This is a genomic window from Bacillus sp. NTK034, from assembly GCF_017303275.1.
Classification (GTDB): Bacteria; Bacillota; Bacilli; order Bacillales; family Cytobacillaceae; genus Cytobacillus.
The window spans coordinates 600,596-624,835 of record NZ_JAFKOJ010000001.1; the positions used below are offsets into that span (position 1 = coordinate 600,596).

The window sequence follows — 24,240 nt, forward strand, 5'->3', positions numbered from 1 at the left end:
AATGTATTTGACTTATCGGGATTTAGCGGAACTGTTTCCGGCCGTAAAAGGGATAAAGGATAGTGAGCTGGAATTTCATACGGTCGCTTCGTCCTCTTCCGCCCTGCAGCCAAAAGGTATTTATATTCCTTTTGGAGAGGCCGAAAATCTGAAAGAAGCTATTGAAAAAGGGGCTGTTGCTGCTCTCTGGCATGTGAATGCCGAGACGCCGGCATATACCCCGAATCATTTCCCTGTTTTTTATACAAACGACTTAACGAAAGGCTTAAAGGACATCATGAAATTATATATAGAAAAATTAAGCAAATCAGAAGAAAAGATGAACACAACTAATTTCCTTATTTCAGGTGAAAAAAGTCTTAAAGAAAACGAAGCAACATATGATATTGCTGTGATGGCTGAAAGATTAGCTGAAGCTGCAGGAAAAGCCAAGCAGGAAAGGAGGGGATAAGTATGATGGAGCAAGTTATTTTTTTCACAATATTGGCAGGCTTTTTAATTACTGTTTTGCTGTCTCCCATTTTTATTCCCTTCCTGAGAAGATTGAAATTCGGGCAGAGCATCCGTGAAGAGGGCCCTAAATCCCATCAGAAAAAGACAGGTACCCCGACAATGGGCGGAATCATGATTCTTCTTTCCGTTACGGTGACCACGTTGCTTATGACCGGAAAATTTTCAGAACCTACAGTAGAAACATATTTGCTGCTGCTGGTTACACTGGGCTTTGGACTTCTCGGTTTTCTTGATGACTTTATTAAAGTAGTATTAAAGCGCAACTTAGGTCTGACTTCAAAGCAAAAGCTTCTTGGCCAGATTATTATTTCTGTTATTTTTTATTTTGTTTTCAAGCAAAATGATTTTTCAACAGAAGTCCATATTCCGCTTACAGACATTTCGATTGATTTAGGCTGGGGATATGTTTTATTTATTATTTTCTGGCTGGTCGGATTTTCGAATGCTGTCAATCTGACAGATGGACTTGATGGACTTGTCTCCGGGACTGCTGCAATCGCTTTTGGAGCATTTGCAGTACTGGCTTGGAATCAATCTCAATTTGAAGTATCCATTTTTTCTGTAGCTGTAGTTGGAGCGGTATTGGGTTTCCTTGTCTTTAATGCCCATCCTGCAAAGGTGTTCATGGGAGACACAGGATCACTGGCTCTGGGTGGAGCTATTGCGACTATAGCCATCCTGACAAAACTTGAAATCATTCTGATTATTATCGGCGGTGTTTTTGTTATTGAAACTTTATCTGTTATTTTACAGGTAGCATCTTTTAAGACCACCGGGAAGCGGATCTTTCGTATGAGCCCGCTCCACCATCATTATGAATTGGTGGGCTGGTCAGAATGGCGGGTTGTCGTTACATTCTGGACCGTTGGCCTATTGTTTGCAATCTTAGGAATCTATATTGAGGTGTGGGTGTAAGTGAAAGAAGTCAATCGCTATCGACATAAAAAAATATTAGTGCTGGGTCTCGCGAAAAGCGGAGTGAGTGCAGCTTCCCTTTTACATAAGCTTGGAGCATTTGTGACTGTTAATGATTATAAGCCTCTTGCGGAAAATCCTGAAGCTCAAGGACTGCTTGAACAGGGGATTACGGTTATATGCGGGTGCCATCCAGTTGAACTTCTGGAAGAGGGGTTCGAGCTGATTGTAAAAAATCCGGGTATTCCTTACCAAAATCCAATGATAAAAGGAGCTCTTGAAAAGGGCATACCGGTTATTACAGAAGTGGAGCTTGCCTACCAGGTCTCTGATGCTCCTTTTATTGCGATTACAGGCACAAATGGAAAAACCACTACAACTACTCTTGTGTTTGAAATGCTTCAGGCAGGGAGCAAAATGCCGCTGATAGCAGGAAATATTGGTACAGTAGCTTCCGAGGTTGCCCAGACTGCTGCAGAAGAAAATAATATCGTGATTGAGCTTTCATCATTTCAGTTGATGGGTATTCAGGATTTCAGGCCGAGAATCGCCATTTTAACAAATTTATATGATGCTCATTTGGATTATCATGGCACTAGAGAAGAGTATCATGCAGCCAAAGAAAATATTACGATGAATCAGACTGAAAAGGATTATTTCATAGTCAATGCTGATCAAGATAAAGTAATGGAAGCCGCTGCACGGTCAAAGGCGGAATTAATACCTTTTTCAACTTCCAGAGTCCTGTCTGAAGGGGCATATGTCAAGGATGGCTGGATTTATTTTAATGATGAACAAGTGATGGAAAGAAAAGATGTTTCATTGCCGGGAGAGCACAATCTTGAGAATATCCTATCCTCAGTGGCTGCAGCAAAGCTGACCGGTGTCGGGAATGAAGCCATAAGCCAGGTTCTAAGTTCGTTTACCGGAGTAAAGCACCGTCTGCAGTATGTAGGCGAATACCAGAGCAGGAAATTTTATAATGATTCTAAAGCAACGAACATTTTAGCAACGAAGAATGCAGTATCAGCATTTGATCAGCCTGTAATTCTTCTTGCAGGCGGTCTTGACCGCGGAAATGGCTTTGATGAACTCATCCCTTCTCTAAAAAAGGTAAAAGCTCTTGTAACCTTTGGTCAAACAGCTGAAAAGATTGAAAATGCAGCATTGGAAGCGGGAATAAAAACAGTTGAGCGTGTCGATAATGTGGAAAAAGCCGTACCTGCTGCCTTTAAACTTTCAGAGCCAGGAGATGTTATTCTGCTTTCTCCTGCTTGTGCAAGCTGGGACCAATATAAAACTTTTGAGGTTCGGGGAGACATGTTTATAGATGCGGTGCATAAGCTTAATTAAGGGCTCGTCTGCGGGACTATGGAAACGACAGCAAAGGCATACAACTGCTTCGCATGACATTTAGAGCGTTAAAAAGGAAAGTATTAAGACTGCCGGAAAACAGGTAAGTTTATTTTCAGCAGGAAACAGGTTCCTTGATAGCCCTAAAACTTGCATTCGAGGTGTTTTCGTTGCCGACCAAAAAAACCACTCCCGATTTTATATTAATGATCGTCACTTTTATGCTGCTTGCTGTAGGGTTGACTATGGTATATAGTGCAAGTGCAATTTGGGCAGATTATAAATTTGATGATTCTTTCTTTTTTGCGAAAAGGCAAATGCTTTTTGCCGGAGTTGGAATTATTGCAATGTTTTTTATCATGAATGTGGATTATTGGACCTGGAGAACCTGGGCAAAGGTCTTAATTATTGTCTGCTTTGTGCTTTTGCTCCTGGTGCTGATTCCAGGTATCGGAAATGTTCGAAATGGCTCGCGGAGCTGGATTGGCGTTGGAGCATTTTCAATTCAGCCTTCGGAGTTTATGAAGCTTGCCATGATTGTATTTATGGCAAAATTCCTCTCAGAAAAACAAAAGCTGATCACCTCTTTCAGAAAAGGTCTTGTTCCATCTTTAGGGCTTGTATTTTTAGCATTTGGATTAATAATGCTGCAGCCTGATTTAGGCACTGGAACTGTAATGGTTGGTACTTGCGTCGTAATGATTTTTATCGCGGGAGCGAGGATCAGCCACTTTGTCTGGTTTGGCGCTGCTGGCCTGGCCGGATTTGTGGCACTTGTTCTGTCAGCTCCTTACAGGATAAAGCGGATTACTTCATTTCTGGACCCATGGGAAGATCCTCTGGGCAGCGGTTTCCAGATTATCCAGTCCTTATATGCAATAGGGCCAGGAGGATTGTTTGGCCTTGGTCTGGGACAGAGCAGACAGAAGTTTTTTTATCTTCCAGAGCCGCAGACAGATTTTATTTTTGCCATTTTAGCGGAGGAATTGGGATTTATAGGCGGATCTTTTGTCCTTTTATTATTTGCACTTCTGTTATGGCGCGGCATCCGCATAGCGCTTGGCGCTCCGGATTTATATGGGAGTTTCCTGGCTGTTGGGATCATAGCAATGGTTGCTATACAGGTAATGATTAATATCGGGGTTGTAACAGGTCTGATGCCTGTTACTGGCATCACACTTCCGTTTCTGAGCTACGGGGGATCCTCATTGACACTGATGCTCATGGCTATAGGGGTTCTGCTTAATATAAGCAGATATGCAAGGTACTAGCGCATTTTATAACATGCATTTTGGAAACCCTGTGAAGCAGGGTTTCTTTTTTGGAGAATAAGAAAGTTTAAAATTTTGTACGTCGATAACTGTTTAGCGCAAGCAGCCTGCCCGGGGATGGGCAAGGCGCTTCCGCTTTTCTTAGAAGATACAATATATCCAGCATTCAAGAATTATCAAACTTCTTTGCAATTTTGCACATTATTACATTTCTTTAACATTATGATGTACGTTCCTATCTATTTGTTTTGAATATAGTAGAATAGGGAAAAGAGGGGAGTGTTTTCCGCTCGCAAGCTTGATGACGTTCACTAAATCAGAAAGCTTTGTATATAATTAGTGGCAGAAAAAATAAAGCTTTCTTTGTTAATAAGATTCTTTTTTGAGGTGAAAGAATGAAAATTGCTGTTAGCGGCGGCGGAACTGGCGGGCATATATATCCGGCACTTGCGCTTATAAGACAAATCCAGAAAGAACATAAAGATGCCGAATTTCTATATATCGGAACTGAAAAGGGGCTTGAAAATTCGATTGTCAATCGTGAAAATATCCCTTTTAAATCAATACATATAACTGGTTTTAAAAGAAAAATTTCTTTTGAAAATGTTAAAACTGTTTTAAGGTTCCTGAAAGGCGTTCGCGATAGTAAAAAGATCCTTAAGAAATTTAATGCGGATGTCGTAATCGGCACGGGCGGATATGTTTGTGGTCCTGTCGTATATGCCGCTTCAAAGCTTGGCATCCCAACCATTATTCATGAGCAAAACAGCGTCCCGGGATTAACCAATAAGTTTTTAAGCAGATATGTTGATAAAATCGCAGTCTGTTTTGAAGAAGCAAAGGCTTTTTTTCCGGAAACTAAAACAGTCATGACAGGGAATCCGCGCGCATCAGAAGTTCTGGGACAGGATGGGATCAGAGGAAGACTATCAGCAGGGTTAAAAACCGGTGTCCCTGCTGTGTTAATTTTTGGAGGGAGCAGAGGGGCAAGGCCAATTAATGATGCAGTTCTAAAAACTCTGGCTGAGCTGGGTGAAAAGCCTTATCAGGTTCTATATATTACAGGGGATGTCCATTATGAGGATGTACAAAAAGAAGTAGTACTGGTCGGAAGCCCTGAAAATGTAATGATTAAACCATTTATTCACAATATGCCAGAAGTGCTGGCCGGAGCAGACCTCGTCGTATCACGTGCGGGAGCCACCACTTTGGCAGAGATCACCTCTTTAGGAATACCGAGCATTTTAATCCCAAGCCCATATGTTACAAACAACCATCAGGAGAAAAATGCAAAAGCGCTAAGCGACCATGGTGCTGCAGAATTATTGCTTGAAAAAGAGTTAACAGGCAAAAAGCTTATTGACAGCATCGACCGAATCATCCTAGATAAAGAAAAGATGAGTAACATGAAGGAAGCTTCGAAAAAACTTGGAATACGTGATGCATCAAATAGGCTTTATACAGTAATGGCCGAATTGGTTTCAAATAATGGGAAGTAGCCCTGAATAGTAAATTTGCATAGAATAAATAAATTTAGGTTGAAATCAATAGAAAGGGAGGTAAATATGGACGAATTTATCAGCAAGCTTAGAGAGTTAAACATCGGAACAGTTAAAGAAAATGAGCCGATGGCTAACCATACAACAATGAAAATTGGCGGACCCGCCGATTTGTTTATTGAGCCTTCTTCCATAGAAAACCTGGCAAAAGCGATGGAATTGATCCATCGCTATGAACTGAAATGGAGAGCAATTGGAAGAGGATCTAATTTGCTCGTATCTGATGGAGGCATAGAAGGTGTGGTCATTAAATTAGGCCGGGGCATGGATCACCTGGATCTTAATGAAACGGAGCTAAGGGCAGGCGGCGGTTATTCATTGGTTGCCCTCTCCACAATTATCAGCAAAAAAGGCTTGTCAGGTCTCGAATTTGCCAGCGGGATTCCCGGGTCTGTAGGCGGAGCAGTTTACATGAACGCTGGTGCTCACGGTTCTGATATTTCACAAATCCTGACCAAGGCACATGTCCTTTTTGAGGATGGGAAGATGGAGTGGCTCACGAATGAAGAAATGACATTTTCTTATAGAACATCCGTCCTTCAAACGAAGCGTCCAGGGATTGTTCTTGAGGCCGTTTTCCGGCTTACAGAGGGAGACCGGGAGAGAATATCCTCTGCAATGCAGAGGAATAAGGACTATAGGAAGGAAACCCAGCCCTGGAACTTCCCATGTGCAGGCAGTATTTTCCGTAACCCGCTTCCAGAATATGCTGGCCAGCTTATTGAAAAAGCCGGCATGAAGGGGCATTCCATCGGCGGTGCGCAAATTTCAAATATGCATGGAAATTTCATCGTGAATGCAGGAGATGCCAAAGCGGAAGATGTACTTGCTCTTATCCAGCATATTAAGGATACAATCTTTGATTTGTACGGAGTAAAAATGGAGACAGAAGTGGAAATAATCGGTCGAAAGTAACGGGGAATAATACCTTACGGATACCATTTATTGTGATATAATAATTTATTAGATAACAGTAAATGTAGTAAAAACGGCATGGCTCACATGCCGTTCTCTTCCCTAATTTGGTATTGCATAAGTTGTGCTGGGACAAGCTGCTAAATTGTTGTAATACATTGTCCTTGCGCTTTTCTTAATGGGGTGATAAAAGTGGAGAAAAGTAAGGTTGTCTCGCTGGAGGATCGAATACCGAAGCTTAAACAGCAAAGAAAGAAGAAAGCGAACAGAAGACTGATCTTTTTGCTGCTGCTTTTTTTCTCGCTGATTGTTTTAGTTATTTATTTTCAATCGCCCTTAAGCCATATTAAACAAATCAAGGTTTCCGGCAATTCAATTTATGATAATGAAGAAATTATTCAAATCAGCGGTGTTACTGAAAAAACAAATATTTGGAAGGTTGACGAAGAGGGCATTGAGGGTAAGCTTAAAGAGCTGCCTGAAATAAAATCTTCAAGTGTTAAAGTTCAGCTGCCAAGCACAATTAACATACAGGTAGATGAACTGAAGCGCATTGCCTACATAGCGAAAGAGAAGCACTATCTTCCTGTTATGGAGAATGGGAGCATATTAAAGGATGAAAAAGTTGCGGAGATCCCTGTCAACGCTCCTATCCTCAATGACTTTTCTGAGGGTGACATCCTTGATATGATGATTGGAGAGCTTGAATCACTGCCTGAAGAGGTGTTAAATTCGATTTCCGAAATCCATCATTCTCCTAAAAAAACTGATTCCAACCATATTACTTTGTATATGAATGATGGTTTTGAAGTCAGTGCTACTTTAAGAAGTTTTTCAGAAAAAATGGCACACTATCCTTCTATCATAAGCCAGCTGGATCCCGAGAAAAAAGGAATCATCGACCTGGAAGTAGGCTCTTATTTTAAAGCTTATGAAACAGAGGGAGCTGAAGAAGTTGAAAAAGAAAATGAAGGTGAAGGGTAATCATGTAATATTCTCCCTGGTGTTTCTAGTACTGGGTTACATGATGGCATTTTCCTATCACCTTACACAGAGAGAAGAAGAAAAGCCGGCACTAAGCGGAAAACAGTGGGAAAGAGATTTGGAACTTCGTAATCAGCTTGTTGAACTGGAGGAAAAAAACAGAGCTCTTCAAAAAGAATTAAATACAAAACAGGAAAACGTTCTTGATATTGAAAAAGAGCTTTCACAAGAAGCGCAGGTTTATTTTAATCTTGCTGAGGATGCTGAGAAATATAGGATGCATCTTGGCAAAGTAAAAGTAAAGGGCTCAGGAGTGGAAGTCACTCTGGCAGATGGTGACTACGATCCGGATGAAGATAATATTAACAACTATATCGTCCATGAACACCATGTCTTTAAGGTGATTAATGAACTCTATATTTCGGGTGCTTCCGCAGTTGCCATAAATGGCCAGCGACTATCGCACAGTTCCTATATTGTTTGCAATGGACCTGTAATAGAAGTTGACGGCTACCAGCATCCTGCCCCTTTTGTCATTACTGCCATTGGTGATGCCGAGGTGCTTTCTTCTGCTCTGAACCTGACAGGCGGAGTAAAAGACACATTGGTAGATGAAAATATCCAATTCACATTAGAGAAAAAGGGCGAAATCATCATGGAACCATTACTGGGTTCGTAAAGCCAAACCAGCATTTGTATATAGTAAAATTTGTCCACAGAATAATTTATTCGGGAAAGCAAGGTGGAATGAAAGTGGACAGCAATAAGAAATTCAGCTTTACCTTTATAACAGTTGTAATTGGCTTTATGATTGCCATACAGTTTCAAACAGTTAAGGAACCGGCTGTACGTGATACAAGGGATACCTGGCAGCTTAGAGCTGATATCCTTAAGGAAAAGGAACTGCAATTAAAACTTTTGCGTGAAATCAGTTCAAATGAAGAAAAAATTGCCCAATATGAAACAAAGCGCAAACAAAGCAAAGAGCAGGTGCTTCGCGATACGCTGGAGGAACTAAAAATGGAAGCCGGATTAAGTGAAGTGACGGGACCAGGCATAATCATAAGCATTGAACCGGTACATGAGGAGCTTCTTCTGGGCAAGCAGGCTGATTCTGTTTCCCCGGATTTGCTCAAGCGCCTTGTCAACGAGTTAAATATGTATGATGCCCAGCACATTTCCATTGGAGGAAGAAGGATCATCAACACTACTGTCATAAGGGATATTAACAGAGAAACCATGATAGACGGTTATGCCTTAAATCGCCTGCCTATTGAAGTGAAAGTAATAACTGAGAATGTCCAATCTGCGGAGAAGCTTTTTAATCGCATGCAAGTATCAAATTCTGCTGAAGAATTTTTCATTGATAATTTGCGGGTAAAGGTGGAAAAATCTGCAGAGCCTATCACGATTCCTTCATATGACGAGGCATTGAGAATCAGATATATGGAGCCTGTGAAACCTGAAGAAGGAGGCAAATCATAATGTGGCTTCCCGTATTAGGATTGATCATAGGTGTGATACTAGGACTTATGACAGAAATAAAAGTGCCGGATGAATACTCGAATTATCTTTCCATTGCTGTTCTTGCGGCATTGGATACTCTATTCGGCGGGATCAGGGCACAGCTTCAAAATATTTATGATGAAAAAGTTTTCGTTTCCGGTTTCTTTTTTAACATCCTGCTTGCAGCAAGTTTAGCTTTTCTGGGTGTCCATCTTGGTGTAGACTTGTACTTAGCAGCAGTATTTGCTTTTGGGGTCAGACTATTCCAAAATATTGCCGTCATCAGAAGAATTTTAATCGCAAAATGGTCCCAAAACAGAGAAAAAACAGAAAAAAATGATATTTAAAAAAGGGAAAATATTAGTTTTGACGAATAATTTTATAGATAAACTAACTTATTAAATCACGCAACAGCAAAAAAATGATTGTTGTTCAATAATCGTAATTGTAAAAAAAAGGAGGTGCCAGAGAATGAACAGCAATGAAATATATGTTAGTCTTGACATCGGTACATCCAGTGTAAAAGTAATCATTGGGGAAATGGTCAATGACTCTTTAAATATTATTGGTGTTGGCAATGTACATTCAGAAGGGTTACGCAAGGGGTCCATTGTTGATATAGACGAAACCGTTCATTCTATTAAAAAGGCAATCGAACAGGCTGAGAGAATGATAGGAATGGAGATAAAAAATGTGATTGTAGGAATTACCGGCAATCATGTTATGCTTCAGCCATCCCATGGTGTTGTTGCAGTCTCGAGTGAAAATAGGGAAATTACAGACGAAGATGTTGCTAGAGTTATAGACGCGGCACAAGTTGTATCAATCCCGCCGGAAAGAGACATCATTGATGTCATTCCAAAACAGTTTATCGTTGACGGATTGGACGAGATCAGTGATCCCCGCGGAATGATTGGTGTGCGGCTGGAAATGGAAGGCACCATTATTACAGGATCGAAAACGATTTTACATAACACCCTGCGCTGTGTTGAACGCGCTGGCCTTGAAATCATGGATATTACACTTCAGCCACTGGCAGCAGGTGCATTCGCTTTATCAAAGGATGAGAAAAGTCTAGGAGTTGCACTTGTTGATATTGGCGGCGGCTCCACAACCATTGCCATATTTGAAAATGGGTCTTTAAAGGCAGCCAGTGTTCTACCTGTAGGGGGAGACCATATCACGAAAGACTTATCCATCGGACTCCGCACATCTACAGAAGATGCAGAAAAAATCAAAACAAAGTATGGCTATGCGTTTTATGACCATGCATCTGAAGATGAGGTATTCAGTGTTCCCATCATCGGAAGCGATCAGCACCAGCAATTTAATCAGCTGGAAATATCAGATATTATAGAAGCACGCATGGAAGAGATTTTTGATCTTATCCAGCACGAAGTGAAACGTCTTGGAGCAAAAGATCTTCCAGGGGGCTATGTATTATCTGGAGGCGTAGCGAATACACAGGGAATCCTTGAACTGGCACAGGATGTTTTCCAAAATAGAGTCCGCATCGCAATTCCTGATTATATTGGCGTGAGGGAGCCGCAGTATACGACTGCTGTTGGATTGATTAAGTTCGCGTATAAAAATGCTAAAATACAGGGCAGAAAAATGGAACAGCCAGTGACTGTCCCTGAAGCAAAAGAAAAACGAGTGCAAAAACCGCAACCGCAACCGAAAACAAAGCCGGAAAAACAGCCGGAAGAAAAAATCACATCAAGAGTTAAAAAGTTCCTCGGATACTTTTTCGAATAACTTGATTTGATTCGCAAGGGTTAGGGAAACGGAATCAAAAGCCATTCGGCGGATAGAAAAAAGCACTGAAAAACCATTTTGGGAGTGCGAATAAAAAAGCGAATCAAAAAAGGTGTTCTTAGGAATATCGACGAATTAGGAGGATTAGTCATGTTGGAATTTGATACAAATTTGGATTCATTAGCAACTATAAAAGTCATCGGCGTTGGAGGCGGCGGTAACAATGCAGTAAACAGAATGATTGAGCATGGTGTTCAAGGCGTTGAGTTTATTGCTGTTAACACGGATGCTCAGGCGCTGAATTTATCAAAAGCAGAAGTGAAAATGCAAATCGGAGGCAAACTTACAAGGGGACTAGGAGCTGGTGCCAACCCAGAGGTAGGTAAAAAAGCTGCAGAAGAAAGTAAAGAGCAGGTAGAAGAAGCATTGAAGGGTGCGGATATGGTCTTCGTCACAGCTGGAATGGGAGGAGGAACTGGAACAGGGGCGGCTCCAGTAATCGCCCAGATTGCACGAGATTTAGGAGCTCTGACTGTTGGTGTTGTTACGCGCCCATTCACTTTTGAAGGCCGTAAGCGATCCACTCAGGCAGCCGGCGGTATTGCTGCTATGAAGGAAGCGGTTGATACACTGATCGTCATTCCTAATGACAGGCTATTGGAAATCGTGGATAAAAGCACTCCGATGCTTGAAGCATTCCGTGAAGCGGATAACGTTCTGCGCCAGGGTGTTCAGGGTATTTCCGACTTGATTGCTGTTCCGGGATTAATTAACCTCGACTTTGCAGATGTAAAGACAATCATGTCCAATAAAGGTTCTGCACTTATGGGTATTGGTGTCGCTGCAGGAGAAAACCGTGCAGCAGAAGCTGCGAAAAAGGCGATTTCATCACCTTTGCTTGAAACATCAATTGATGGTGCACAAGGCGTCTTAATGAATATCACTGGCGGCTCAAATCTAAGCCTGTATGAAGTACAGGAAGCAGCTGACATTGTTGCTTCTGCTTCAGATCAGGATGTGAATATGATCTTCGGTTCCGTTATTAATGAAAACCTTAAAGATGAGATTGTTGTAACGGTCATTGCGACTGGATTTAATGAAGAAGTGATCCAGCCTAAGCCATTAAGGCCAACTTTCGGACAGCCTAAATCTTCTCCAGGCATGGGAGCTCCTATGAAGCGTGAGCAAAAGAGAGAGGAAGCTCCGCAAGAACCTGTGAGAAGCAGCCAATCTCAACAGCCTGAAGAAACTTTGGATATCCCGACGTTCCTCCGCAACCGCAACCGCAGAAGATAATATTTGATGTAAAAAACCCTTGGAATCAACTCGATTCCAAGGGTTTTTTACAATTTTCATCAGGTTTTTACATAAATAAGCATGGCTCAAAATTTGGGCCATGCTTATTTATATTTATACAGTCTGAGTTTCCTTTAATTGCATAGAAGGCCCAAAGAATTCGTAGCGGATATTTTCCTTCTGGAAGCCTGCCTCAAGCAATGCCTCGTACATTGCCTGCATAAAAGGAACTGGCCCGCACATATAAACCATACTATCTTTATTAGGCACTATCATGTTTATCCATTCTGAAGTAATATAACCATCCTTGCTGTAGATTTTTTCGACTTTATCCTCTTCTGTTGGACTTTCATAACAGAAATATGTCTTTACCAATGGATTCTTTTTTTCAATTTCCTGTACTTCCTCTGAAAATGCATGTACTTTCCCGTTGAGTGCAGAATGAACAAAAATTGTTTCATGCTTTACTCCTGTTGCATCAAGATGACACAGCATGCTGTGCATTGGTGTAATGCCTACCCCGCCGCTAAGCAGAACAACAGGACTATCCATTTTATCCAGAACGAATTCTCCAGCAGGAGCACTGATCTCTATACGGTCGCCTTCTTTCAGGTCATTGTGAAGATAGCTGGAAACCTTTCCGTCCGGCTTTTCAGAATTACCTTCTTCTTTCTTTACAGAAATTCGGTAATAAGATTTTTCCGGAGAGTCGGATAGGCTATATTGGCGGATATGTGTATATTCTTCTCCTGGAATTGTTAATTTCACACTAATGTACTGGCCCGGAAGGTAGCTGGAAATATTTCCTCCATCTTCAGGTGTAAAATAGAAGGAAGTAATTACATCACTTTCTTTCTCCTTTTTTGCAACAGTAAATGTTCTGAAGTCATCCCAGCCTCCTGGCTTCTCTGCGGCATCAACATAAAGGCTCCTTTCTAATCCGATGAATGCATCCGCAATCACACCATATGCTTTCATCCAGGCATCAATAATTTCTTCGGTAGCAGCTTCTTTTAGCACTTCCTTGATTGCAAGAATTAAATGTTCTCCAACAATCGGATAATGTTCAGGCTTAATGCCTAAAGATCGGTGCTTATGAGCAATTTGTGTGACAACCGGGAGAATAGCTTCCAGGTTATCGATATATTTTGCAGCAGCATATATTGAGTTTGCCAGAGCTTTTTGCTGACGGCCCTGTTTTTGATTAGCATGATTAAAGATGTTCAGCAGTTCAGGGTGATTTGTAAACATTAACTTATAAAAGGTTTTCGTTATATCTTCGCCATGTTTTTCAAGTACAGGTACAGTACTTTTAATAATTTCAATTGTTTTTGTGTCCAGCATAACAGCAAAACTCCTTCTTATTATTTTCACTGTCATTATAGTTGATATAGAAAACAAAAAATGTGATATAAATCACACCCAGCGAAAAAATGAAGGAGCAAAAAAAAGAAATTTAATGACAAAATCCGTTGGGAATAGGGAAAATTTCTATCTTTTTGCATACAGAAAGCGACACACTTCCTTTACTGAAATGCGCTATACTTTTTTCTAACAGAATCATAACACTTTTAATATACGAGAGAATTTAACCTTAAAGTCAATCTATCAAATGCTGAATTTGAAGAGGAAACCAAAAGAATAACTTTATCTTTGATAACAGTCTAGCTCCAGCGCCTGCCCCCTCAAGGTCACTTGTCGGCGGTGGGCAAGGCGGTTGCACTTTTCTACTAAAGGGGGAAGATAATTGACGGTCTATTTGGATATTATCTGGGCGTTAAATTTTATGTTTGACAGCCTTCTCCTTTATTTAACAGCCATAATACTAAAAAGAGAAATCAGGCTTTGGAGGATTTTTGCAGGCGGCTTAATAGGATCAATCATCATTTTATTAGTATTTACACCATTTAATGAATATTCAGGCCATCCGGTCACTAAATTATTATTCTCGGTTGCAATGGTATTGGCTGTTTTTGGCTTTAAGCGTTTGCGCTACTTTCTAAAAGGGCTCATGACTTTTTATTTTGCTACTTTTTTAGTTGGAGGCTCCTTAATAGGCATTCATTATTTTGTTAATTTTGATTTTCAGCTTTCTTCATCCGTCATGCTGGCCAGTGTTAAAGGCTTTGGTGATCCAATCAGCTGGCTGTTTGTTCTTCTTGGGTTTCCTCTTGCCTGGCATTTCTCAAAAAGAAACGTTGAAGGAATTGAGATGACAAAAATTCAGTATGACTCACTAATTAAGGTGCGTGTTGTCATCAATGAAACAGAATACCGTTTCAAAGGCCTGATTGACAGCGGCAACCAGTTATATGATCCCATATCGAAAATGCCGGTGATGTTTATATCCATTAAAGACAGGCTTGACGAGTTCCCGCCTGAAATTATTAAAATGGCAGGGCAGCCAGAAGATATCATCATGGGCAATGATTCAATTGGCGGAGATTGGGAGCATAAAATGAGGGTCATTCCATGTAAGGTTGTTGGACAAGAACACCAATTGATTATAGGATTTAAGCCTGACTGCATTTTCCTTGAAAAAGAGAATGAAATAATAGAAGTGGAGCGTGGATTAGTTTCCTTTTCCATGCAGCAGCTTTCTGCCGACGATGCGTTTCAGTGCATCGTTCACCCTAAGATGCTTACAGGTACAAGTACAATGAAGCCGGATGCAAAGGTAAGTTAATATACTATACTCTGCAAAAACATAATTTAGAAGGAGGACAAATCATGAAAAAGTTAAAACTTCGCTTATCCTACTATTGGTATAAATTATTGATTAAGCTGGGGATTAAAACAGATGAAGTATATTATATAGGCGGCAGCGAAGCACTACCTCCTCCACTCAGTAAGGAAGAAGAAGAAATGCTTCTGATTAAGCTTCCAAAAGGAGATAAAGCTGCAAGATCCATATTAATTGAAAGAAATCTGCGTCTTGTTGTATATATCGCCAGAAAGTTTGAAAATACTGGCATCAATATAGAGGACTTAATCAGCATTGGAACCATTGGGCTTATTAAAGCTGTAAATACGTTTAATCCAGAGAAAAAAATCAAGCTGGCTACATATGCATCCCGCTGTATCGAGAATGAAATACTAATGTATTTAAGAAGGAATAATAAAATCCGTTCTGAAGTTTCCTTTGATGAACCTTTAAATATCGATTGGGATGGCAATGAACTGCTTCTATCCGATGTGCTTGGCACTGAGGATGACATTATCACAAAAGATCTCGAAGCAAATGTTGATAAAAAGCTGCTGTTAAAGGCATTGCATCAGCTTTCAGATCGGGAAAAACAAATAATGGAACTTAGATTTGGCCTCGGATCGGGTGAAGAAAAAACTCAGAAGGACGTGGCAGATATGCTGGGTATTTCCCAGTCCTATATTTCTCGTCTGGAAAAACGAATAATAAAAAGACTAAAAAAAGAATTTAATAAGATGGTTTAGAATTTAAACAGGAATAATTTTTTTACAAAATTTTGCAAGGAGAAAACCTAGTGTTTATGATGCTTTGACCGATTCCCCATCCGGCAGTTGAATTTGCCGGTGCATATTTTTCCTTTCCAAGGAGATACTGTTTTTTGTACAGCAGCTCCTTTGAGGAGGGAAATGGATTGACTCGAAATAAAGTAGAAATTTGCGGTGTTGATACTTCAAAGCTTCCAGTTTTAAAAAACGAAGAAATGAGAGAGCTCTTCAAGCAAATGCATAAGGGGGATATTACCGCACGGGAAAAACTCGTCAACGGCAATTTGCGTCTCGTATTAAGTGTGATTCAGCGTTTTAATAATAGAGGCGAATTTGTTGATGACCTTTTCCAGGTCGGCTGTATCGGTCTAATGAAATCTATTGATAATTTTGATCTAAGTCAAAACGTTAAGTTTTCCACCTATGCAGTTCCGATGATCATTGGGGAAATACGCAGGTATCTGCGTGATAATAACCCGATCCGCGTATCGCGTTCATTAAGGGACATTGCTTATAAAGCTCTGCAAGTAAGAGAACGCTTAATGAGCAAAACATCAAGAGAGCCTACAGCGGAAGAAATAGCAAAAGAGCTGGATGTGCCTCATGAAGAAATCGTTTTTGCATTGGATGCGATTCAGGATCCTGTCTCCTTATTTGAACCGATTTATAATGATGGCGGGGATCCGATCTATGTGATGGATCAGCTGAGCGATGAACGGAACAAAGATATTCAATGGATTGAAGAGATAGCGCTAAAAGAGGGAATGAGAAGACTGAATGAACGGGAAAAACTGATTCTTAGAAAACGCTTCTTCCAGGGCAAAACTCAAATGGAAGTGGCCGAGGAAATCGGCATTTCCCAGGCTCAAGTCTCACGGCTTGAAAAAGCGGCAATCAAACAAATGAATAAAAATATTCAAAGCTAGCAGCCAATTTGGCTGCTTTTTATTTTTACAAACATTTTTCCTATAGGGGCAAACATATATTGAATAAGAACATAAATTGGGAGTGAAGTGTCGATGGTGAAAATATCTGAATTTCAAATGAAGGATGTTGTAAATGTAGCTGACGGCAAAAAGCTTGGAAATATTGGGGATATAGATATTAATATAAATACAGGGAAAATTGAAGCCGTCATAATCGGAGGAGCGGGGAAGGTGTTGGGTTTTTTTGGGAGAGATGCTGATATTGTCATACCGTGGAAAAATATTATAAAAATTGGTGAAGATGTCATACTGGTCCGCTATCAGGATGCGAGTGAGCCAAAATATATTGAGGAGGAAGCATAGGAGTTGTTAATGGTGTCATCACTGCCTGCCTTGTGGTAAACTATAGAAAAATATGATGGGGTTAATCTGATGGAACCATTTTCTTTAAAAACTGAAGAGTATTTTGTCATAAAAGAGTGGGCGGATCGTTTTCCTAATATTACGGCCGGTTTTACAACTAAAAATGGCGGATGCAGCCGTAAAGAATACAAAACGCTTAATGTAGGATTGCATGTGAACGACAGCTATGAAGCAGTCAGCCGAAATCGGCAGCATGTGGCTGACTTGCTTGGATTTTCTCATGAAAAGTGGGTTGGTGCTGAACAAACTCATGAAATAAGTATAAAAAAAGTTACCAGAAATGATAAAGGGAAAGGTGCACTAATTTACGAGGATTCCTTTTCTGGTACTGACGGGTTTTTCACTTATTCTAAAGATGTCATGCTGACCCTCTGTTATGCGGATTGTGTGCCGCTTTACTTTTTGCATGAAAAGACAGGAGCCATAGGTATGGCACATGCAGGCTGGAAAGGTACTGTCGGGGGGATTGGGAGGAAGATGGCTGAGCTATTTGCAAAAGAAGGAATGGACATAAGTGAGGTTCAGGCTGTAATTGGCCCTTCCATTTGCGGAAATTGTTATATAGTTGATGATCGTGTTATTTCAAAAGTGCAAAAAATACTAGAAGATGTCGATATAAAGCCATATAATCAAATTAGTGACAATCAATTCCAGCTTGACTTGAAGGAACTAAACCGGACAATTCTGATAAATGCAGGAATTCCTCATGAAAATATCATGATTACTGATTATTGCACAAGCTGTCATGAAAACTATTTTTTCTCCCACAGAAGAGATAGAGGAAGTACAGGCAGAATGATGAGCTTTATTGGCTGGAAGGAGGAAGACGGAAGCTAAATGAGAGTAGAAGAAAATTTAAAGCAAATTGAGTCAGCTATTCAGGAAGCGTGCATGAAGGCCAACCGTAAGCCCGAAGAAATTACCCTCATTGCTGTTACTAAGTACGTATCAGCGGAAAGGGCACAAGAAGCCCTTGAAGCAGGTATTGTTCATTTAGGTGAAAACAGAGATGAAGGACTCCTTGCCAAGTGGGATGTGTTAAAGGACAAGCCAACCTGGCATTTTATTGGTACGCTGCAAACGCGCAAAGTGAAAAATATAATTGATAAAGTGGATTATATCCATTCACTGGACAGGCTTTCCCTCGCGAAGGAAATCGACAAGCGGGCGGATCGAAAGATAAATTGTTTTGTTCAGGTTAATGTCTCAGGAGAAGAGTCGAAACAGGGGATAAATCCTGAAGAGGTAGCTGACTTTATTTCATGCCTGGCAGATTATAAAAATCTCAATATCATCGGCCTTATGACAATGGCACCTCTTTCATCAGACGAGGATTTGCTTCGTTCCTGTTTCCGTAAGCTTAAAGACATGCAAACAAAGGTAAAAGATCTGGGATTTGATTTTGCTCCTTGTACTGAGCTTTCAATGGGCATGTCCAATGATTTTTCCCTGGCAATTGAAGAAGGTGCCACAATGGTGAGGATTGGTACTGCTTTAGTAGGCCAAAAGAGTCAGGAGGTTTGATAAAATGAGTATAAAATCAAAATTTAAAACATTTTTCTTCCTGGATGATGAATATGACTATAAGGAAGAGGAAATCATCGAAGAAGAAAGAGAGCCGGTGAAGCAGGTGCAAAAGCAGCAGCCAGTTCAAAAACAGAACATCGTCAGCCTCCAAAGTGTGCAGAAATCTTCTAAAGTAGTTCTTGTTGAACCGCGTGTCTATGCAGAGGCACAGGATATTGCGGATCAGCTGAAAAACAGAAGAGCTGTTGTTGTCAATCTGCAGAGAATAGAAAAAGATCAGGCAAAGCGGATTGTTGACTTCCTAAGCGGAACCGTTTATGCCATTGGCGGAGATATTCAAAAGATTGGAACTGATATTTTTCTATGTACACCTGACAATGTTGAGGTATCAGGAAACATCTCTCAGCTGATGAAAGAACAAGAATTAGAAAATACGAGGTGGTAGCATTTAATGGAATTAGTATTTGGAATATTGTCATCTGCAATTTATTATTACTCGTGGGCACTGATTATTTATATTCTGCTGTCCTGGTTCCCTAATGCCAGGGAATCAGCTTTTGGCCAGTTTCTTGCAAGGATTTGTGAACCGTACCTTGAGCCTTTCCGCAAAATCATTCCTCCGCTTGGAATGATTGATATTTCTCCAATTGTGGCTATCTTAGTTTTGCGATTTGCCACTGGAGGATTACAGCAGCTTTTTTATTGGATATCATAAGGTCTACAAACAGGGCTATCAAAATGGCCCTTTTTTATTTGCTTAAAATGGAGGTTTACTTAAAAATGACCATTTATCAGCACTTCCGACCGGAAGAAAAAGAATTTATTGACCAGGTTCTTAACTGGAAAGATCTTGTAGAAAATACATATGCACCAAAGCTTACTGATTTTCTTGATCCAAGGGAGCAGCAAATCCTTAAAAGCGTTATTGGACAGGATTCCGGAATCTTATTTTCTTTATTTGGGGGAACCCCAGATGCAGAGAGAAGGAGAGCCCTGATATTTCCGGATTACTATGAAAGCGATGAGAGCGATTTTCAAATTCGGCTGTTTGAACTGGTATATCCTATAAAGTTTGTCACCATAGAACACCCGCAAGTCCTGGGAAGTCTAATGTCTTTGGGGCTAAAAAGAGGGAAGTTCGGTGATATCCTTTTTGAAGATGACAGAATCCAGTTTTTTGCAGCACAGGAAATTGAAGATTACATCAGCCTGCAGCTGCAGTCGATTGGCAGGGCTTCCGTATCGCTGAAAAAACAGCCTTTTTCAGAGGCGATCCAATCAGCAGAAGTGTGGAAAGAAAGCTCCATCACCTCTTCATCCCTGAGATTGGACACAATCATCTCTGCCATCTACAACATCTCAAGACAAAAATCCCAGCTCTATATTCAACAGGGACTAGTCAAAGTCAATTGGACGCAAATAGAAAACCCCTCATTTGAATGCCAGCAAAGCGACATCATATCAGTCAGGGGACAGGGCCGTTCCAAAATCATAGAAATAGATGGAAAAACAAAAAAGGACAAATGGAGGATTATTGCTGGGAGGCAGAGATAGCAATTTATTTTTTATAAAATTGAAGGAATTTGAAACAACCTGTCGAATAAATAATCAAAAGACTACGGAGTCTGCTATAATGAAAATGAACCAGCAGGCTCAAACCAATTACATAAGATCAACAGACCTGGGAGGTGGCACACATGCCATTAACACCGTTGGATATTCATAACAAGGAATTCAGCAAAGGATTCCGCGGGTATGATGAAGATGAAGTAAACGAATTCCTTGACCAGATCATCAAAGACTATGAAATCCTGATCAGGGAAAAAAAAGAACTTGAAGAAAAGCTTAATGATACGAACGAACGCATAGGCCACTTTACCACAATTGAAGAAACACTTAATAAATCGATTGTGGTTGCACAGGAAGCAGCAGAGGATGTAAAGCGCAATGCCCATAAAGAAGCGAAGCTAATCATTAAAGAAGCTGAAAAGAATGCTGACAGAATTGTGAACGAATCCCTATCCAAAGCGAGAAAAATCGCGCTGGATATTGAAGATTTAAAGAAACAGTCTAAAGTATTCCGGACACGTTTCAAAATGCTTGTTGAAGCACAGCTGGATATGCTGAACAACGATGATTGGGATCATTTAATGGAATATAAGCTGGATTCCACTGAACTTAAATCATTAAGAGAAGAAGAAGAATCACTGGCTTGACGAAAGCTGGAAATATCGCATATAATTTTAAAACAAAGTAAAATACGATGTTTATCAACAATGAGAGGGACAGTACAGACTTTTCAAAGCTTATGAACAGAATGGATACTCACTCTGTAAGCGAGCCGGGGATGGTGGAAGCCCGGGTATAAGCAAAAGCTGGAAAATCACCCTTGAGTTCCTTGCCGAACATACAACCATCAGTAGGCCAAGGCGGATCATTCACGTTAAGAATTCTTTGAGCGGATGAAATTTAATCATATTTCATCTACAAGGGTGGTACCGCGGGAGAATATAACCTTCTCGTCCCTTTTTGGGATGAGAAGGTTTTTTGTATTTTTCTGTGGTTTTTCTCAGCTCTCATTGGCTATCATGGTATTTAATGAGTTACAAACAGGAGGCAAAGGAATGGATTACAAAGATAGTTTATTAATGCCAAAAACAGAATTCCCAATGCGCGGCAATCTTCCAAAGCGCGAACCTGAAATTCAGGCAAAATGGGAAGAAATGAATATTTATGAAAAGGTCCAGGAACGGACAAAAGGCCGTCCGATGTTTGTACTGCATGATGGTCCTCCATATGCAAATGGCGACATCCACATCGGCCATGCGCTGAACAAAATCCTAAAGGATTTCATCGTACGCTCTAAGTCAATGACTGGCTTTAATGCTCCATATGTTCCTGGCTGGGATACACATGGTCTCCCAATTGAGCAGGCTTTGACAAACAAAGGCGTAAAGCGTAAAGAAATGAGTGTTGCTGAGTTCCGCAAGCTTTGTGAAGAATACGCATATGAGCAGATTGACAGCCAGCGCAGCCAATTTAAGCGCTTAGGAGTCCGCGGTGATTGGGAGAACCCATACATCACTCTGAAGCCGGAGTACGAAGCTCAGCAAATTAAAGTATTTGGGGAGATGGCGAAAAAAGGCTATATCTATAAAGGGAAAAAGCCTGTTTATTGGTCTCCGTCATCTGAATCAGCTTTAGCAGAAGCAGAAATTGAATACAAAGATAAGCGTTCACCGTCCATCTATGTAGCATTTAAAGTAAAAGATGGCAAAAATGTATTGGATCAAGATACACATATTGTTATCTGGACTACTACTCCTTGGACCATTCCGGCAAACCTCGGAATTTCAGTTCATCCGGACCTTACCTATAGTGTAGTTGAGGCAAACGGCAAAAAGTTTATGGTTGCTGAAGATTTACTGGCTTCAGTGGCTAAAGAGTTTGAATGGGAAGACTATAAAGTTGTTCAATCAGTAAAAGGGACAGAGCTTGAGAATGTAGTTGCCGAACATCCCCTTTATGGCCGTGATTCCCTTGTCATGCTGGGTGAACATGTTACAACTGATGCTGGTACGGGATGTGTTCATACTGCTCCTGGCCATGGGGAAGACGATTTCCATGTTGGCATGAAGTACGGGTTGGACGTATTATGCCCGGTTGATGATAAAGGAAACATGACTAGTGAAGCACCTGGCTTTGAAGGTTTATTCTATGATGCAGCCAATAAGCCGATTACTGAAAAACTTGAGGAAGCTGGGGCTTTATTAAAACTTACTTTTATTACTCACTCTTATCCGCATGACTGGAGAACAAAAAAGCCAGTTATTTTCCGTGCTACTGCCCAATGGTTTGCATCCATTAAAGATTTCCGCAATGAACTTTTGGAAGCTGTTAAGGAAACTAATTGGTATCCTGCGTGGGGAGAGACAAGACTATTTAACATGGTCCGGGACCGCGGTGATTGGTGTATCTCCCGCCAGCGTGTATGGGGCGTGCCAATTCCTGTTTTTTATGCGGAAAATGGGGAAGAGATTATCACAGATGAAACCATTGAACATGTATCCAACCTTTTCCGTGAGGATGGTTCGAACATCTGGTTCGAGAGAGAAGCGAAAGAACTGCTGCCTGAAGGGTTCACACATCCGGGAAGCCCGAATGGCTTGTTTACAAAAGAAACGGATATCATGGACGTTTGGTTCGATTCCGGTTCTTCCCATCAGGCAGTTCTTTTAGAGCGCGACGACTTGCAGCGTCCTGCAGATTTATACCTTGAAGGCTCGGACCAATACCGAGGCTGGTTTAACTCTTCACTTTCAACTGCAGTAGCAGTGACAGGAAAAGCACCTTATAAAGGTGTGCTGAGCCACGGGTTCACACTTGATGGTGAAGGAAGAAAAATGAGTAAATCCATTGGAAACGTAGTGGTTCCGGCAAAAGTCATGAACCAGCTTGGTGCTGACATTCTGCGCTTATGGGTAGCTTCAGTAGATTATCAGGCTGATGTCCGTGTATCTGATGCTATTCTGAAGCAGGTTGCAGAAGTGTATAGAAAGATCCGCAATACGTTCAGGTTTTTGCTTGGAAATCTGGATGATTTTAACCCGGCAACAGACTCGGTTTCATTTGAAAGCCTGCGTGAAGTTGACCAGTTTATGCTGGTTAAGCTGAACAAACTGATCAAGAATGTTCGCGAGTCTTATGACCGCTATGAATTTGCCAGCATCTACCATGCTGTAAATAATTTCTGTACATTGGACCTTAGTGCATTCTATCTTGATTTTGCAAAAGATGTCCTATACATTGAAGCGAAAGATAATGCAGAACGCCGTGCTATCCAAACTGTTTTATATAAGAGCCTGATTGCTCTGACAAAACTGGTTGCACCTATACTTTCCCATACTTCAGATGAAGTTTGGAGCTTTATTCCGAATGTGAAGGAAGTAAGTGTACAATTGACGGATATGCCTGAATATCAAGAGCTTCCGAACGCAAAGCAGCTGGAAGAAAAGTGGACTGCATTCATGAAGCTTCGCAATGATGTTCTTAAAGCATTGGAAGAAGCACGTAATGAAAAGGTGATTGGCAAATCTCTGACTGCAAAAGTAACCCTTTATGTAAACGATCAAGCAAAAAGCCTTCTGGAGTCAATTCAGGAAAATCTTCAGCAGATCTTTATCGTTTCTGGATTTGAAGTAGCAGGCGGCCTGTCAGATGCTCCTGAAAATGCTGTGAAATTTGAAAACACTGCAATAGTTGTTTCTAAAGCAGAAGGGGAAACTTGCGATCGCTGCTGGACAGTTACTCCAGACGTCGGCCAGATAGAAGGCTATGACACTCTTTGCCCTCGCTGTGCTGAGGTTGTAAAAAATAATTATAGCCACTTGGCTTAAATACTGGCAGTCCCTCAAAAATTGGGGGACTGTTTTTTAATTGGACTTCTTCAAATCCTTTTTATAAAGGCTGTATTCGCAAGGTTTGTTGCTTTTGTATTATATTTACTGAGTTGATTGTAGCGGAAGGTGCGAGATCCTCGAAAATGCTGGAGCATTTCCTTCGTGCGGTGCTTATTCGAGGATGCTTATTCAAAGTCCTGCGGGAGTAGCGGGGCAGGTGAGACCTCGCAGGCGCGCAGCGTCGAGGAGGCTCACCGCCGCCCCGCGGAAAGCGAGCAGCCTGGAGCGGAAATCAACGGACAACATTGATAAGCGAAAAACAACAATTTATACGAAAAGAGTCTTAATAAATAATTCCACCTTCACTAAATGTTGTGCCGTTTGCTAAAAGTTTATCCGTGTCTGAAATCCGTTCCGAGAAAAT

The 24,240-nt window shown here is 40.9% G+C and carries 24 protein-coding genes and 1 other annotated feature; of the genes, 23 read left to right on the forward strand and 1 reads right to left on the reverse strand.

The window, feature by feature from the left end:
• The first annotated feature begins 1 nt into the window (after position 1).
• The 12 genes from JI665_RS03150 to ftsZ all read left to right on the forward strand — a co-directional run bounded on the left by JI665_RS03150 (position 2) and on the right by ftsZ (position 12,070).
• Entirely contained in the window at positions 2-451 is a 450-nt protein-coding gene (locus tag JI665_RS03150) for a hypothetical protein (protein WP_206836139.1), read from the forward strand.
• 2 nt (positions 452-453) lie between these two features.
• Positions 454-1,428, forward strand: a complete 975-nt coding sequence (gene mraY, locus JI665_RS03155) for a phospho-N-acetylmuramoyl-pentapeptide-transferase (RefSeq protein ID WP_113881859.1) — start codon at positions 454-456, stop codon at positions 1,426-1,428.
• Positions 1,429-2,781: a UDP-N-acetylmuramoyl-L-alanine--D-glutamate ligase gene (murD, locus tag JI665_RS03160; RefSeq protein ID WP_206836141.1), complete on the forward strand. Its 1,353-nt coding sequence runs from the start codon at positions 1,429-1,431 to the stop codon at positions 2,779-2,781.
• A gap of 170 nt (positions 2,782-2,951) precedes the next feature.
• Complete coding sequence (gene spoVE, locus JI665_RS03165; RefSeq protein ID WP_206836145.1) at positions 2,952-4,052, forward strand: stage V sporulation protein E; 1,101 nt, start codon at positions 2,952-2,954, stop codon at positions 4,050-4,052.
• A 395-nt stretch (positions 4,053-4,447) separates the two neighbouring features.
• Positions 4,448-5,551 (forward strand): undecaprenyldiphospho-muramoylpentapeptide beta-N-acetylglucosaminyltransferase, encoded by a 1,104-nt coding sequence (gene murG / locus JI665_RS03170; RefSeq protein ID WP_206836147.1) that lies wholly within the window; start codon positions 4,448-4,450, stop codon positions 5,549-5,551.
• A gap of 66 nt (positions 5,552-5,617) precedes the next feature.
• Positions 5,618-6,526 (forward strand): UDP-N-acetylmuramate dehydrogenase, encoded by a 909-nt coding sequence (murB, locus tag JI665_RS03175; RefSeq protein ID WP_206836150.1) that lies wholly within the window; start codon positions 5,618-5,620, stop codon positions 6,524-6,526.
• Positions 6,527-6,718: 192 nt separating this feature from the next.
• Entirely contained in the window at positions 6,719-7,510 is a 792-nt protein-coding gene (locus tag JI665_RS03180; protein WP_206836152.1) for a cell division protein FtsQ/DivIB, read from the forward strand.
• Positions 7,458-8,189 (forward strand): DUF881 domain-containing protein, encoded by a 732-nt coding sequence (locus tag JI665_RS03185; protein ID WP_206836155.1) that lies wholly within the window; start codon positions 7,458-7,460, stop codon positions 8,187-8,189. The genes JI665_RS03180 and JI665_RS03185 overlap by 53 nt, the downstream gene beginning before the upstream one ends.
• 74 nt (positions 8,190-8,263) lie before the next feature.
• Positions 8,264-8,995 carry a DUF881 domain-containing protein gene (locus tag JI665_RS03190; protein ID WP_370225072.1) on the forward strand — a complete coding sequence of 244 codons (732 nt, stop codon included), beginning with the start codon at positions 8,264-8,266 and terminating at the stop codon, positions 8,993-8,995.
• Entirely contained in the window at positions 8,995-9,363 is a 369-nt protein-coding gene (locus JI665_RS03195; RefSeq protein ID WP_206836162.1) for a small basic family protein, read from the forward strand. Before JI665_RS03190 ends, JI665_RS03195 begins: the two co-directional genes overlap by 1 nt.
• Before the next feature lie 124 nt (positions 9,364-9,487).
• Entirely contained in the window at positions 9,488-10,774 is a 1,287-nt protein-coding gene (ftsA, locus tag JI665_RS03200; protein ID WP_206836165.1) for a cell division protein FtsA, read from the forward strand.
• Positions 10,775-10,924: 150 nt separating this feature from the next.
• Positions 10,925-12,070, forward strand: coding sequence for a cell division protein FtsZ (gene ftsZ / locus JI665_RS03205; protein WP_206836167.1), 1,146 nt, complete (start codon positions 10,925-10,927; stop codon positions 12,068-12,070).
• 114 nt (positions 12,071-12,184) lie between these two features.
• On the opposite strand, the gene hmpA is transcribed toward ftsZ, so the two are convergent.
• A complete protein-coding gene (gene hmpA, locus JI665_RS03210) occupies positions 12,185-13,414 on the reverse strand; it encodes an NO-inducible flavohemoprotein (RefSeq protein ID WP_206836170.1) in 1,230 nt (409 codons plus the stop codon).
• A 403-nt stretch (positions 13,415-13,817) separates the two neighbouring features.
• On the opposite strand from hmpA, the gene spoIIGA reads away from it, so the two are divergent.
• The 11 genes from spoIIGA to ileS all read left to right on the forward strand — a co-directional run bounded on the left by spoIIGA (position 13,818) and on the right by ileS (position 23,813).
• On the forward strand, positions 13,818-14,756 hold the full coding sequence (gene spoIIGA, locus JI665_RS03215) for a sigma-E processing peptidase SpoIIGA (RefSeq protein ID WP_206836173.1): 939 nt from the start codon (positions 13,818-13,820) through the stop codon (positions 14,754-14,756).
• A 44-nt stretch (positions 14,757-14,800) separates the two neighbouring features.
• On the forward strand, positions 14,801-15,520 hold the full coding sequence (gene sigE / locus JI665_RS03220; RefSeq protein ID WP_009330857.1) for an RNA polymerase sporulation sigma factor SigE: 720 nt from the start codon (positions 14,801-14,803) through the stop codon (positions 15,518-15,520).
• 167 nt (positions 15,521-15,687) lie between these two features.
• On the forward strand, positions 15,688-16,467 hold the full coding sequence (gene sigG, locus JI665_RS03225) for an RNA polymerase sporulation sigma factor SigG (protein ID WP_026041699.1): 780 nt from the start codon (positions 15,688-15,690) through the stop codon (positions 16,465-16,467).
• A gap of 93 nt (positions 16,468-16,560) precedes the next feature.
• Positions 16,561-16,830 (forward strand): YlmC/YmxH family sporulation protein, encoded by a 270-nt coding sequence (locus tag JI665_RS03230; RefSeq protein ID WP_206836176.1) that lies wholly within the window; start codon positions 16,561-16,563, stop codon positions 16,828-16,830.
• Positions 16,831-16,899: 69 nt separating this feature from the next.
• Positions 16,900-17,727, forward strand: coding sequence for a peptidoglycan editing factor PgeF (gene pgeF / locus JI665_RS03235; protein WP_206836179.1), 828 nt, complete (start codon positions 16,900-16,902; stop codon positions 17,725-17,727).
• Positions 17,728-18,414: a YggS family pyridoxal phosphate-dependent enzyme gene (locus JI665_RS03240; protein WP_206836181.1), complete on the forward strand. Its 687-nt coding sequence runs from the start codon at positions 17,728-17,730 to the stop codon at positions 18,412-18,414.
• Between the two features lie 4 nt (positions 18,415-18,418).
• Positions 18,419-18,862 carry a cell division protein SepF gene (locus JI665_RS03245; RefSeq protein WP_009330849.1) on the forward strand — a complete coding sequence of 148 codons (444 nt, stop codon included), beginning with the start codon at positions 18,419-18,421 and terminating at the stop codon, positions 18,860-18,862.
• Between the two features lie 6 nt (positions 18,863-18,868).
• Positions 18,869-19,132 (forward strand): YggT family protein, encoded by a 264-nt coding sequence (locus JI665_RS03250; protein ID WP_009330847.1) that lies wholly within the window; start codon positions 18,869-18,871, stop codon positions 19,130-19,132.
• Between the two features lie 65 nt (positions 19,133-19,197).
• The gene (locus JI665_RS03255; protein WP_206836184.1) at positions 19,198-19,971 is read left to right on the forward strand and encodes an RNA-binding protein; all 774 of its coding nucleotides are present in this window, start codon (positions 19,198-19,200) and stop codon (positions 19,969-19,971) included.
• 143 nt (positions 19,972-20,114) lie between these two features.
• Positions 20,115-20,633, forward strand: coding sequence for a DivIVA domain-containing protein (locus tag JI665_RS03260; protein ID WP_206836186.1), 519 nt, complete (start codon positions 20,115-20,117; stop codon positions 20,631-20,633).
• Between the two features lie 51 nt (positions 20,634-20,684).
• Positions 20,685-20,947: a binding site (T-box leader), on the forward strand.
• A 94-nt stretch (positions 20,948-21,041) separates the two neighbouring features.
• Entirely contained in the window at positions 21,042-23,813 is a 2,772-nt protein-coding gene (gene ileS / locus JI665_RS03265) for an isoleucine--tRNA ligase (RefSeq protein WP_206836191.1), read from the forward strand.
• The last annotated feature ends 427 nt before the right edge of the window (positions 23,814-24,240 follow it).